Below are 13179 nucleotides of genomic sequence, written 5' to 3'. Positions count from 1 at the left end.
GTTTAGATTGTTGTATATGATTTTGGATTTCAGCGACTCGACTATCTGGTTACGATTGTGTTACACGCTTTGTTGATTGTGTTACACGCTTTGTAAAGTACAATGGAATTTATGACAAATAAAGAAAACGACGAAAGCCGTATGGATAGCAACGGCACAAGCGCCAAAATCGACTTAGCTTCGATTTTTCCAGCTAAGGGAGATAATCGCAGGCCTCCTGATTGGCTAAGTCGCGCGCTTATGTATGCTGTAATCGCCGCGTTTGTTGCGATTTTTGTTTGGTTTGCGTGGGGAAGTATAGCTTTTATAATTTTCGACGTTGTAATCTCCATTTTTATAGCGTTGGCAATAGAGCCACTTGTTGTGCGCCTTATAAAACACGGTTGGAGTAGGGCTTTTGCATCTTTGGCAAGCTTGGTTGGGCTGCTTGCGGTTATTATTTTGCTGCTTGTTCTTTTCGGCAATCTTTTTGTGCAACAAGCTGTTTCTATGGTTCTTGGTTTGCCTGATTTATACAACCAATTTGCGCATTTTGTGTTAAATTCCACTGGATTTAAGATGCCAAATATCGAGCAGCTTGGAATGGAGATTTTGCGCAACATTCAAACATCGTGGGTTGTGGATTTTGGCGGTTTTGCACTTAACACTACCTGGGGTTTGATGGCCGCTTTGCTTGATTTGCTTACCATTTTGATGGTTACTTATTATATTTCGGCGGCTGGTCCTGCAATGCGTAGAAGTGTTTGCCGTTTGCTAAATCCTAAGTCTCAAAGGCGATTTTTGTTTATATGGTCGGTTGTTCAAGAGCAAATATCGAGCTTCTTGTTCTCGCGCACAATTTTGGCTGCGATTAACGCAACGGGTACTGCGGTTTTCCTAATATTTATGAAAGTTCCGTACTGGCTTCCGCTTGCGCTGTTCTGCGGAATAGTTTCGCAATTTGTGCCTACGATTGGTACGTATTTGGGCGGAGCTTTACCAATTGTGTTTGCTTGGAGTTCCAACGGTTTTGCAGCGGCATTGGCTGTTCTTATTTTTGTTACAATCTATCAGCAGATTGAAAACATGGTGATTTCTCCTAAGATTTCCGAAAAAACAATGGACCTAAATCCTGCTGTAGCATTTTTGTCGGTGTTAGTAATGGGTGCTGTTTTTGGGGCGCTTGGCGCATTTTTGGCGCTTCCTGTTACTGCCAGCTTGCAAGCCATTCTTAAGGTTTGCACAAAGCAATACAAGCTTGTTGATTCTCCATTAATGAACGATCCAAAGCCTAATCGCAAGTCGATTATGGTTACAAGTGTTGAAGCGATTGGCAATAGTTTTGTAAAGCCTGTTAAAGACAAGGTTCTTCGAGTTATGAAAGGCTCATCTTCTAGAGTTTCGATTAATGAAGACATTATGTATTGGTATAAGCAAGCTTATGTTTCTTCTAGTGATTCTAGCATTTCTTCTAGTGATTCTAGTGAAAATCAAAATTCTCAAGAAGATTCTGGATATATTGCTACTATGGCGATTTCGCGCGATGTTCTAGATGCAGTTAATCGCGATATTGCTAAGAAACGCGCGGAAAATGCGGATTTGGATAGTGGGCAAGCGGATCGCGAATCGCAAGCAGCCGACGGGTTGCATGCAAATGCTAAAGATAAGTCGCAAGCAACCAATCAAGATAAGGAACAATTAAAGTCAAAAACAAATAAATCTGGTACAATTCCAAACGAAAGTAAAAACAAAAAATCGAACACAAACACAAATCCACGAAGCGGGTGGAATAAATGATTCTTTTGTCTATTTTCGACGTTTTAGTAATCATAATCGGCGTTAGCAGCGTTATTTACCAAGGCGTTTGCGCAGTGGCGTCGCTTGTTGCAAAGCCAGTAGTGTTTCCGAATGCTCCAATGGACAAGCATTACGCGGTTTTAATATCTGCGCGAAACGAGGAAGCTGTAATCGGAAATCTTATAGAGTGCATACAGCATCAAACTTATAACCAACAGCTAATAGATATTTGGCTAGTTGCCGACAATTGCACAGACAGCACGGCGCAAGTTGGAAGAAAGTATGGGTGCAATGTTATAGAGCGATTCGATAAGCAGCATATTGGCAAAGGTTACGCGCTTAGCTACCTTTTGGACCACATAATGGAGCTTGGAAAAGACAAAGATTACGACGCGTACTTTGTTTTTGACGCCGACAATAAGCTGGATTTGCATTATTTTGAAGAGATGAATAAGGGCTTCCATGCTGGGTATCAGATTTTAACAAGCTACAGAAATTCCGTTAATTTATCGGATAATTGGGTGTCTTCTGGGTCTGCATTGTGGTTTATACGCGAATCGCGATTTACTAACAATTCGCGCATGCTTTTTGGATCTAGCTGCCACGCAGGCGGAACGGGATTTATGTTTTCGCGCGAGATTATGCACAGAAATCGTGGGTGGAAGTTCCACCTGCTTACCGAAGATCTTGAGTTTACAATGGACTCGATTTTGCACGGCGACAAAGTGGGCTATTGCGGGTCGGCTGTTCTTTACGACGAGCAGCCTGTATCGTTTAGGCAAAGCTGGAGGCAAAGGCTGCGTTGGAGTAAGGGCTTCTTGCAAGTATTTCGATATTACGGAGCGGCTCTTATACGCCACGGAATCCGCGAACGCGATTTTTCGTCGGTTGATTTTACGCTTATGCTTTGCCCGTTTATGGTGCTTGCGATTATTCGCCTTATACTCGGATTTATATTTGCAGCATTTGGATTTGTTACGTGGGCAAGTCAGATTGATTCAACGCTTAGCTTTATAACTACTACTGTTACAAGCGTTTTGGGCATGATGGTGTTTGTTTCGCTTACTATTCTTGTAGAACACGATAAGCTTGGAGCCACTAACAAAGAGCTTTTTGCGTACGTGCTTAGCTTCCCGATTTTTATGCTTTCGTATGTGCCGATTGCGTTCCAAGCTGTGTTCTCTAAGAGCGAGTGGAAGCCGATTCATCACACGGGTCGATAGCGCGCTGTAACGCGCGAACGACGATCTGCCTTCGATCTTTGTCTCAGATTCGTTAGATTTGTCTCATCAATGATGCAAATATAACGAATTTAGGCTAAAAAACGTTACAAATGTCTCACGGATGATGCAAATATAACGAAAATCAGATAAAAAGCGTTACAAATGTCTTATGAGTGATACAAATCTAACGAATTTGTAGTGTGTTTATACGCAAGATATGAGATAATGGAAGCCTTGGTGTAAACATGCGATTGCGCAATTAATGTGGCGCAATACGTGCGTTTATCTGTATGTTGCGAGGTTTATATGGTGGATTCTGTTCCAGTTTTTGGTGCAAACACTTATTCGAGCGATTCGAGTGATAGTAGTGCAGAAGTTCCTGCGGTTTCTATTCGCGGATTTGTTAAGACTTTTGGCAAAAAAGTTGCTGTAGATAATCTTTCGCTAGATATTCCAGCAGGATCCTTCTATGGATTAGTCGGCCCTAATGGTGCTGGCAAAACTACTACGATTAAAATGCTTACGGGCTTGCTTATGCCAGATGCTGGCTCGGCTTCGATTTTTGGCAACGATGTTTGGAGTGACGTAAATAGCGCTAAGCGTGCAATCGGTTTAATGCCTCAAGCAGACGAGATTTTTAAGACGATTACTGGCCTTCAGCTTTTAACTTACGCTGGCATGCTTCGCGATATGAGTCGCGCGGAATCAGTAAAGCGCGCGAACGACTTGCTTTCTGCTTTCGACTTAACAGAAGCTGAAAACACTATGGTTTCGGACTATTCAACTGGTATGACTAAGAAGATTTGCCTTGCAACAGCTATGATTCATAGCCCTCGCGTGCTTGTGTTGGACGAGCCTTTTGAGGCAGTGGACCCTGTTTCTAGCGCAAATTTGAAGGATATTCTAGTCGAGTATGTTTCTACTGGCGGTACGGTGATTATTTCTTCGCACGTTATGGAATTGGTTGAAAAAATGTGCTCGCACGTTGCGATTATTAACGAAGGCCACGTTGCAGCTTCTGGCACGCTTGAAGAAGTTGCTCAAGGCAAAGATCTTGAAGATCGCTTTATGGAGCTTGTTGGTGGACGTCATTCTGCTGCGCGCATTGATTGGCTTAACGGCGGCGAGTCTTATAACGCAACTCCAATCGCAAGCAACCACAACGCGTGAGCGAAAGGCGGTAAGTAATCATGTCTATGATTTTTACAATGGTTCGCCTTCGTTGGGCGCTTACTTTTTCTGTTATGCGAAAGTCAATTTGGCAAAAAATCGGCTTTGGTATATCAATTGTTTTTGGACTTGCGATTATATGCGCTCTTGGTTTTGCAGGCTGGGAAGCAGGAAAGTATCTTAATCCAGGAATGCTTGCAGACGCTAAAGATTGGCAGGAATTCCAATTGATTCCAATAATGATTGCGTCGATTGTTTCAATTTTTACGCTGTTTATAAACTTGTTTATGTTAGGCAGCGACACAACACTAAAATCGCGTAGTTTTGCGCTTTACGGTATTCCTCACGTAAAGCAGCAAGCTGGCATGCTTCTTGGCTCCCTTTTTGGAGCGATTTCAATAAGTTGCACAATCGCGCTTGCTTTGTGGTCTTTAGCGTACAGAAACTTTGGAATTGTGCCGGTTTTAGTAAGCGTAATTGCGGCTCCGCTTTACGTTGCAACAATCGTGTCTTTAAGCAAAATGCTTATTGAGCTTTTGGACACTATTTTAATAAACAAGCGTTCAAGAAACATTTTTTACTTTGTTATTTTCGTAGCGTATATGCTTTTTGTTGCGTCAATGAATACGCATAGCCCCTCGCAAATTGTAATTTCGCTAGGTACAAGTTTCTGCGCTGTGTCTGCTTTTACTCCATTAAGTGCGGCTATTGCTTTGCCTCTTGACGCCATCAATGGCAATTGGCTTGCGCTTGTTATTCGCTTCCTTATTTGCGTTGTGACGATTGCTGCTTGCTTTGCAATCTCTGTATTTTGCGCAAAATTAGAGCCTAAGCTACTTCGCGGTGAGCAAAAAACAGTTGTTAAAACTAAGGGAATCGGCTTCTTTGCAGCAGTTCCAGACAACATAGTTGGTGCTATTATTGCTCGAATTGTTAGCGTTATGAGAAGAGATATGCGTCAACTGTTTTTGCTTATTGCGCCGCTTTTTATGCTGGTAGTTGCAGGAGGAACTAGTTTTAATGCTAAAGGATTTGGTTCTATAGCACAGGACATAGGCGTTTCTGGATGGATGATATATGCTGCGACGCTTATGGGAATGGTTGTTGGAAACAATATTGCATACGATGGAACAGCTTTTACTATGCATGCGATTATTGGCGTAAAAGGTTTGCACGATCGTTTAGCGCACGCAATAGTTTGGTCCGTGATTTGCGCTGTGTACTTTGCAATTCTTGGAATAGGGGTTTACGCTTTCCTTTTCTTTGTAGCAAATGTCCAGCAAAATATGAATGCAGTTATGTTCCAAACTCTTTCTCCAATCGGAGTAGCTTTTGCTACCATAGGCATTGGCTTAATTTCTTCGTGCATTGCAATGTACCCTGTAGCGTCAATCGAAAAGCCATTCTCTAGGCCGCAAGGTTCTGCTGGCGGGCGAAGTTTTGCAGCTATCGGCTTTATGCTTCTTTCTGTAGTTTGCATTATTCCTTCGGTTGCGGCTGTGATTGCGTTTATTATTCTTGCGCCGCAACTGCTGTGGATTGCATGCATTCTGTTCGTAGTGAACGGCGCAATTGTGTTGGCTGTTGGCGTAATTATTGGCGGCAAAGTAATGGATAAGCGCATGATTCGTATTGTAGAAAACTTGCGCAGATTTGCGTCGATTACTGCTTGAGTATTAATGCGCACGTAAGATCTGCGATTTATGTGTGCAAGCGTATAGCTTATGTAGGCTTTATGTAGTTCTTATATAGTCTGCACGGCTTGTATAGTTATACAGAGTTGCAATTAATCGGTAAAACAGGCGGCGTGCGCATGCAAGACGATGAAAACGTTAAGAATCCAGATAATATAATCGAGATTCCAGAAGATGCTTTTACGTCTAAAGAATCAAGAGAAAAAGCTGGATTTACGTCTAGCTTAGGTGCGCAAAAGCCGCCAAAGTCACGTAATCGCGCTGTTGTGTGCTTAATCGCAGCTGCAAGCGTTGTATCACTAATGTGCGGATACATCCTGTTTGATAGCAAAGATCTTTTGCAAAATCGCGATTTTATTCAGTCGCGAATGGCAATTAAAAACAATAAATCTTTGCAAGAGTTAAGCAGTCCAAAACCTAAGAAAATAGCGCATTACGCGTCTTTAATAAAGCAATTAGATAAAAACAAGCCAGTTGACAAAGCTGCTGCGGAAAAGGTTTTGCAAACATTCCTTGAAAATCCCGCGCTTGGGCCAAATGCGGCGGCTGTTATAGCTGATGCAAACGGGAAGATTATTGCTGCAAAAAACGAAGATCTTGCTTTGCAACCAGCGTCTACAATGAAAACGCTTACAGCACTAGCTGCCTCGCATACTTTAGACATGGCTTCAACGCTAGATACACTGGTTTATGCAAGCTGCGACGAAGGTGGGAGTGTTGCGCGAATTGTTTTGCGCGGCGGCGGAGACATGCTGCTTGGGGCTGGGCAAAGCGACCCGAATCACGTAAACGGTAGAGCAGGTTTAGAAACTCTTGCAAATAAAACGGCTGCAGCTCTTAAAAAGCGGGGCGTTAAGATTGTTCAGTTTGCTGTTGACGATTCGCTATTTGGAGCAAAAAGATATCCTGAGCTTATTAACGAGAACGACGAAGAAGGTAGATTCTACGCTCCAACTTCGTCTGTTGCAGTAGATGAGGGGCGAAATCGCGATTTTGCGGCGTGGGTTTCGTACGGAAACGACGCGGACGATACCGACGATTATCCGCTTTTAGACAGGCATCCTGCTGTTAGTGCGGGTTTGATTTTTGCAAATTTGCTGCAAAAGTCTGGCATTGACGTTCGCGAATGGAAGAGTGATTCTGCAAAAATCGCTAAGGCGGCTAAGGTGTCTGGCGCAGATTCCATGTATGTTAGTTACAAAAAACCGCTTATTTCCGCCGATTTTAGCCCGATTGCGCGCGTTTGTTCTGCTCCGCTAAGCGAGATAATGGCGTATATGCTTAGGCATTCCGACAATTCCCTTGCAGAAGAGTTCGGGCGTTTAACTGCGCTCGCAATGCGCAAGCCGAATTCTCCAAAGGGTGCGACTTTGGCTGTGCAAGATGTTTTGCGTGATTTAGGTATTGATATAAACGGATTGCACATGTCGGATTGCTCGGGACTTTCGCCTAAATCAGCTGTTCGCGCGGTTACTTTGATTCAGGTTCAAGCGCAAAATCTTAAGGCGGGGCTTGGTGCTGCTGCGGCAGAAGGCTTGGCTTTGCCAGGCGTTTGGTGTACTTCTGCTAGAAAGCGTCTTGTTGATAAGTCGGCCGCTGGATTGATGCGTGTTAAAACTGGATTTTTGGGTGATGTTTCGTCTATGGTTGGCAACGTTTCTAGAAAGTCGGGAGGCGCGCTAACCTTTGCGGTTGTTGTTAATCCTCCTGGAGATGTTAACTACACTTATGTTGGCGTTAATAAGATGATGGCGGAGCTGACTAATCTTTAGTTGCTCGCGTCTTTGCTTGTTGTTGCGCGAGGGCTGGGTGTTTCTACGTTTGCGCGTTACAGCGCGCGAACGACATGGTCTGATGTTCCGGGTTTTGTACCATTTTTAGGTCAAATATGGTACAAAGTGCGGAAGTTTTTCCCGAGTTTGTACGTGATTTAGGCCAAAATTGGTACAAAGTGCGGAAAATCACTCGCGCGGATTAGACGCGTGTGAGGAAATCGTTATAGTCTGCGATTTTCTGCTTGCTTCATATCCTCCTGGAAGCGCAATCGGCTTTTGACCATGCCAGTTTGTTATTAACTCGTCGATTGATTCTATATGATTTGACGAAAAGCGTATTCCAGCAGCACTTAGCGCGCGAGCTATGATTCTCCGCCTAATCGAGATGTGGCTATTTGCTAGAGTCGCAAGTTTGATTTTGACTTTGCAATCCTCTTTTACAATCGCCTCTTTTTCTACAAGATTTACTTGCGAGTTTATGTAGTCTAGGTCGTCTTGAGCAAATTTTGCTCCTTTTGCAAGCAGCAAAGTCATATCTGAGTCAAAAAATCGCGAAATATACGGCATAAGTGTATGCCTGATTCTAGAGCGCAGCGGGTAGGATTTTGGCAGCTCAACATCGATTGGCGATGAATCGCCGTTTGTTGGATCGTCCCACCATTCAACGCCCAAATCCTTGCAAATCTGCGTGGTTTCAAGCCGCGTAAGATTAATCAGCGGCCGCGCAAATAGCACATTCTCCCTAACTGTAACGTCTTTCATTCCAGCCACGGCCTCCAAGCCAGCAGAATCGCGCAATCCCATTAAAACCGTTTCTGCTTGGTCGTTTGCTGTGTGTGCTAAAAGAACCGCCGACGCGCGCAAGTCTTTTGCAACTTCAATAATCGCAGCGTATCTAGCATCTCTGGCTGCGCTTTCTTCTCCCTTTTCGTTATCTTTAACTTGCACAGATTTAACAAATACAAGCGACTCGTCTACTCCAAGTTTTGCAACAGTTTTAGCAGCATTAAGCGCCACTTTGCTGGAGTCTTTTTGAAGATTATGATTTACGATTATTGCTGCGCATTGAATCCCTCTGCTTGCGCACACTTTTGATGCAAGCGCCGTTAGCGCAAGTGAATCGCGACCGCCAGAGCATGCGACCAACACAATAGGAGCGGATGGCAAAGTTGCATGCTCGCCGTGTTGCAAGAATTGCGGGTCTTGCACGTTTAACCCTATGTTATTAAAGCAACGTTTTACTTGGCCGATTCCTTTGCGCCAACAAGATGAGTACACCATGCTTATAGTCTAAATCCTAATGTGTAAGTTGTAACATGTCCGTCATTCTCTTATGCAATTATAGTTAGCATGCAAGTTGCAGATATAAGAGATGATATTGATTACGAATTAATCAGCCACGAAGAGCTTATGAAGCGCATTCGCGAGGTTGCTACTCAAGTTAGCAAAGACTACAAAAACCGCGATATTTTGCTTGTTGCAGTGCTTAAAGGCGCTGTAAACACGCTTGCTGTTTTCTCGCAGGAGCTTAGCCTTAACGCGCCGATGGACTTTATGAGTCTTTCTAGCTACGGCAGTGGCACTAAGACCAGCGGCCAGATTACGGTTCGCGAGGACTTAACTACAGATGTTCGCGGTCGAGATGTGCTGATCGTAGAAGATATTGTTGATTCTGGCAAGACTTTGGACTGGCTTGTTAGGGAGCTTAAGGGCAGGGGAGCTGCAAGTGTAAAGGTGTTTGCGCTTTTAACAAAGCCAGCTCGCCGAGAAGTGGAAGTAGATATTGCGTACACTGGTTTTGAGATTCCAGACGCGTTTGTAGTCGGTTTTGGCATGGACTACGACGAAAAGTACAGAAATCTTAATTCTATTGCGGTTCTTAAGCCTTCTGTATATGAGTCTTGATTGGTTCTTTATTAGCGGTCTTGATTAGATGGTTGCAATTGAGTAATCTTGATTGATTACATGCTATTTATTTAGCGATTAATTACAGCGATTAATTACAGCGATTAATTAAAGGGATTAATTCAAGCGATTAATTACAGCGATTACAGCGATTACGCTTTGGTTGCTTGCGATTAGTGATTACGTGTTTAGACGAGTGTTGTTAGTTAGAATCCTGAAAGGAGTCTGATTGTATGGGCGCTTCTCCAATGTCGCCTCGCGGACCTATGGGTGGACCTATGAAAAGTCCTATGGGAGGAAACGGCAACAATCCGTTCTTGCCTCCTAATTTCGGAAACAATTCAAATAAGAATAAGAACAAGAATCGTAATAAGAATAATGGAAATCAGAATAACGCCAATCCAAAGGATGGCAATAATTCCGATTCCAATCGTAAATTCTTTAAGTCGCCTTGGACTTGGATTGTTATTTTAGTTTTGCTTTCTGTAGCTGCATTCCAAATGTTTGTGCATAATGGTTCGCAAACAATCGACACTCAAGACGGATTAGAGTTGCTCGATAATCGTAGTGCAAATTACGTTGAGGTTATAGACAATAAGCAGCTTGTTAAGCTTACTCTAAACAATAAGTACGTTAAGTCAGATAAGCGAGATAAGCAAAAGCACGATTACGGAAAAGACGTTCAGTTCTACTACACGATTGCTCAAAGCAAGACAGTTGTGCAAAAGATTCAAAAGGCTAAGCCAGCAAACGGTTGGACTGTTAGCATACAAACTTCTAGCTTTTTCTCGTACTTGATTACGTCTATGCTGCCGATTTTGATTCTGCTTGGACTTGTTTGGTTTATGTTTGGCAGAATGGCAAGCGCAGGCGGCGGAATGCTTGGCATGGGTGGCGGCCGCGGCCGTGGAAAGCTTTTGGAAGGTCAGACTCCTAAAACTAAGTTCGCGGATGTTGCAGGAGAGCAGTCTGCTGTAGAAGAAGTTGAGGAGATTAAGGAATTCCTTAAGGATCCTTCTCGATACAAGGCTTTGGGCGCGCGCATTCCGCGTGGCGTGCTGCTTTATGGCCCTCCAGGAACTGGTAAAACTCTTCTTGCGCGTGCTATTGCAGGCGAAGCTGGCGTTCCGTTCTACGCAATGGCTGGTTCGGACTTTGTTGAGATGTTCGTTGGTCTTGGCGCGTCTCGCGTGCGCGAGCTGTTTGATGAAGCTAAGAAGAACGCTCCAGCAATCATCTTTATTGACGAGATTGACGCTGTTGGACGCCGCCGCGGAAGTGGCATGACTGGCGGCCACGATGAGCGTGAGCAAACTCTTAATCAGCTGCTTGTAGAGATGGATGGCTTTGATAACGACACTAATTTGATTATTATTGCCGCTACAAACCGACCAGATGTACTTGATTCTGCGCTTTTGCGCCCAGGGCGATTTGATCGCCAGGTGGCTGTGGAAGCTCCAGATTTGGAAGGCCGCGAGGCAATTCTTAAGGTTCACGCTAAGGGCAAGCCTTTTGTTCCAGACGTGGATCTTCATATGGTTGCTGTTCGAACTCCTGGATTTACAGGCGCAGATTTGGCTAATGTGCTTAACGAGGCGGCTTTGCTTTGCGCTCGCTCTGGCGCTCAGCTTATTGACAATCGCGCTATTGACGAGGCTATTGACCGCGTTCAGGCTGGCCCTAGAAAGAAGTCTAAGGGCATGGCTTTGGATGAGTTGCGTAACACGGCTTATCACGAAGGTGGTCACGCGCTTGTTGCTGCGGCCTTGCATCACACGGATCCTGTTACTAAGGTTACGATTTTGCCTCGCGGCCGCGCTCTTGGATACACGGCGGTTATGCCAACTAGCGACCGCTATTCTCAGTCGCGAAATCAGCTGCTTGATCAAATGGCGTATGCTATGGGCGGCCGCACTGCGGAAGAGGTTGTGTTCCACGATCCAACTACTGGCGCTTCTAACGACATTGAGAAGGCTACAGCAATCGCTCGCAAGATGGTTGTTGAATATGGCTTCTCGTCTAAGCTTGGTGCCGTAAAGTGGATGGATGCAGATCAGGATTCTTCTGGTTCTTTGGATTCTTTGCAATCGCGTAAGTTCTCTAATAAGACTGCGGAAGTGATTGACGAAGAGGTTCATAAGCTTATTGAAACGGCTCATACCGAGGCTTGGCAGATTATTAACAATAATCGCGATATTCTGGATGAGCTTGTTAGCAAGCTTCTTGTTAAGGAGACTCTTAACGAGAAGGAACTTGAGCAGATCTTCTCTAAGATTCGTAAGGCGCCAGAGCGCGATTTGTGGCTTTCTAATGCGGATCGCCCAGATTCGCCGCTTCCTCCTGTAGAAATTCCAGAAAGCTTAAAGAGGAATGTTTCAGATGCGCGTTTAGAGAAGAGTACTAAGGATTCGGATTCTAAGGCGGATTCTAAGGCGGATGCTGCAGCTGATTCTGCAGTGCAAAAGTCGCAAGCAACCGCAGAAGTGCAAGCAATCGCAGAAGTGCAAGAATCGCACGAGTCTTCCTATAACTCAAATATCGCAAATACTACAAATGCCCTAAATAGTCCAATGCAAACAACCACAGTGATCTCTATGCAAGGCAAAAAAAGCGATTCAACAATGCACGCAATGCTAAACGTATTAAGCGGACTTGAGTATAAAGATTCGCATAGCGTAACTCAAGTTGAAGGCGTTTCGGCGCTTTACCAGGCAAGCAATGCAAACGGTGAAGATTTTTGCGCGGTTGTAGTGGCGTCTACAACAATGAGCAATCAGGAATTTGCGCAAAGAATCGAGCAAATGCAGCGCGATCAGAATTCTGCCGATTCTGGCGATTCTGCAAACTCTTTGGATTTGCGATTAAACGTTGTTGGAACAAGAGAATACGGCTTAGACAGTGCGTCTACAAAGTCAATGGATTCTAGCAATCCTTTGCACTTAAGCGCCGCGCAATTGGAGCCGTGGATGCAAGTTGAGCCAGATGCTGCAATTGATGGAGAGCCAGTCTCTTACAAACTTGCGCTTTTGCAAGATGCTTCGCAAGTTGGCATTTATTCTGAGCGCTGGATTATTGGGGAGTGCTGATGAAAGCTTATCGTACGCCTTGGTGGTATTTTGCGCTTGGACTATTGTTTGGATTTGTATTCGGCGCGTTTTTGGTGTCGGTTACAGAATCGAGCGCAATATCGCTTTCGGGCGCTCCTTGGATTGTTTTGGCTGTTATGATAATCGGCGGAATAGTAACGTTTGTTCTTGCTTGGCAAACGCATCAATACGCTACTTCTAAGCCAAAAGATCGCAAGCCTTTTAACATGCAAATGGCAGTCTCGGCACTCATGCTTGCAAAATCGCTTGGAATGGCTGGCGCTATTTTAACGGGCTGGTATGCAGGTCAGATTTTTGTTTGCTGGCCGCATGCGGATATTCCGCTTTATTCCAACGTTATTCGCGAATGCGTTATTGCTGGAATTGTGTGCATTATAGACATGATTATTGGCATTGTTGGAGAATGGATGTGTCAGATTCCTCCGGAAGATGGAGCGGATGCTGCTGGCGATTCTTCGGATCGAGCGCAGAAAGCGGCGGCGGTTTAATGGCGTTTAGCTGCGATTAATGTAGAAAATGGCAACTAACG

9 protein-coding genes are annotated in these 13179 nt (G+C 44.4%); 8 read left to right on the top strand and 1 reads right to left on the bottom strand.

Annotated features, from left to right (window positions below; genetic code table 11):
- Window positions 1-111: 111 nt before the first annotated feature.
- From D0T20_RS05525 to D0T20_RS05505, 5 genes are all read left to right on the top strand, one after another.
- Window positions 112-1776, top strand: a complete 1665-nt coding sequence (locus D0T20_RS05525) for an AI-2E family transporter (protein WP_116438645.1) — start codon at window positions 112-114, stop codon at window positions 1774-1776.
- Complete coding sequence (locus D0T20_RS05520) at window positions 1773-2999, top strand: glycosyltransferase family 2 protein (protein WP_004130024.1); 1227 nt, start codon at window positions 1773-1775, stop codon at window positions 2997-2999. The genes D0T20_RS05525 and D0T20_RS05520 overlap by 4 nt, the downstream gene beginning before the upstream one ends.
- Before the next feature lie 306 nt (window positions 3000-3305).
- On the top strand, window positions 3306-4169 hold the full coding sequence (locus D0T20_RS05515; protein ID WP_116438644.1) for an ABC transporter ATP-binding protein: 864 nt from the start codon (window positions 3306-3308) through the stop codon (window positions 4167-4169).
- Between the two features lie 20 nt (window positions 4170-4189).
- Window positions 4190-5842 (top strand): hypothetical protein, encoded by a 1653-nt coding sequence (locus tag D0T20_RS05510; protein WP_162862696.1) that lies wholly within the window; start codon window positions 4190-4192, stop codon window positions 5840-5842.
- Between the two features lie 140 nt (window positions 5843-5982).
- A complete protein-coding gene (locus D0T20_RS05505; protein WP_116438643.1) occupies window positions 5983-7635 on the top strand; it encodes a D-alanyl-D-alanine carboxypeptidase/D-alanyl-D-alanine-endopeptidase in 1653 nt (550 codons plus the stop codon).
- A 189-nt stretch (window positions 7636-7824) separates the two neighbouring features.
- Here D0T20_RS05505 and tilS read toward each other — a convergent pair whose 3' ends face one another.
- Window positions 7825-8919: a tRNA lysidine(34) synthetase TilS gene (gene tilS, locus D0T20_RS05500; RefSeq protein ID WP_116438642.1), complete on the bottom strand. Its 1095-nt coding sequence runs from the start codon at window positions 8917-8919 to the stop codon at window positions 7825-7827.
- Between the two features lie 69 nt (window positions 8920-8988).
- Here tilS and hpt point away from each other — a divergent pair, with 69 nt between their 5' ends.
- From hpt to D0T20_RS05485, 3 genes are all read left to right on the top strand, one after another.
- Window positions 8989-9543 (top strand): hypoxanthine phosphoribosyltransferase, encoded by a 555-nt coding sequence (gene hpt, locus D0T20_RS05495; protein WP_116438641.1) that lies wholly within the window; start codon window positions 8989-8991, stop codon window positions 9541-9543.
- Between the two features lie 233 nt (window positions 9544-9776).
- A complete protein-coding gene (gene ftsH, locus D0T20_RS05490; RefSeq protein ID WP_116438640.1) occupies window positions 9777-12629 on the top strand; it encodes an ATP-dependent zinc metalloprotease FtsH in 2853 nt (950 codons plus the stop codon).
- Window positions 12629-13138: a DUF3180 domain-containing protein gene (locus D0T20_RS05485; protein WP_116438639.1), complete on the top strand. Its 510-nt coding sequence runs from the start codon at window positions 12629-12631 to the stop codon at window positions 13136-13138. Before ftsH ends, D0T20_RS05485 begins: the two co-directional genes overlap by 1 nt.
- Window positions 13139-13179: the final 41 nt, after the last annotated feature.

The sequence above is a fragment of the Gardnerella piotii genome, from assembly GCF_003397585.1.
GTDB lineage: Bacteria > Actinomycetota > Actinomycetes > Actinomycetales > Bifidobacteriaceae > Bifidobacterium > Bifidobacterium piotii.
This window is presented reverse-complemented; position numbering and strand designations above follow the sequence as displayed.

Bases quoted from the DNA above. Each gene is read 5' to 3' on its own strand.
- D0T20_RS05525 (WP_116438645.1), top strand. From the start codon at position 112: ATGACAAATAAAGAAAACGACGAAAGCCGTATGGATAGCAACGGCACA.
- D0T20_RS05520 (WP_004130024.1), top strand. From the start codon at position 1,773: ATGATTCTTTTGTCTATTTTCGACGTTTTAGTAATCATAATCGGCGTT.
- D0T20_RS05515 (WP_116438644.1), top strand. From the start codon at position 3,306: ATGGTGGATTCTGTTCCAGTTTTTGGTGCAAACACTTATTCGAGCGAT.
- D0T20_RS05510 (WP_162862696.1), top strand. From the start codon at position 4,190: ATGTCTATGATTTTTACAATGGTTCGCCTTCGTTGGGCGCTTACTTTT.
- D0T20_RS05505 (WP_116438643.1), top strand. From the start codon at position 5,983: ATGCAAGACGATGAAAACGTTAAGAATCCAGATAATATAATCGAGATT.
- tilS (WP_116438642.1), bottom strand. From the start codon at position 8,919: ATGGTGTACTCATCTTGTTGGCGCAAAGGAATCGGCCAAGTAAAACGT.
- hpt (WP_116438641.1), top strand. From the start codon at position 8,989: ATGCAAGTTGCAGATATAAGAGATGATATTGATTACGAATTAATCAGC.
- ftsH (WP_116438640.1), top strand. From the start codon at position 9,777: ATGGGCGCTTCTCCAATGTCGCCTCGCGGACCTATGGGTGGACCTATG.
- D0T20_RS05485 (WP_116438639.1), top strand. From the start codon at position 12,629: ATGAAAGCTTATCGTACGCCTTGGTGGTATTTTGCGCTTGGACTATTG.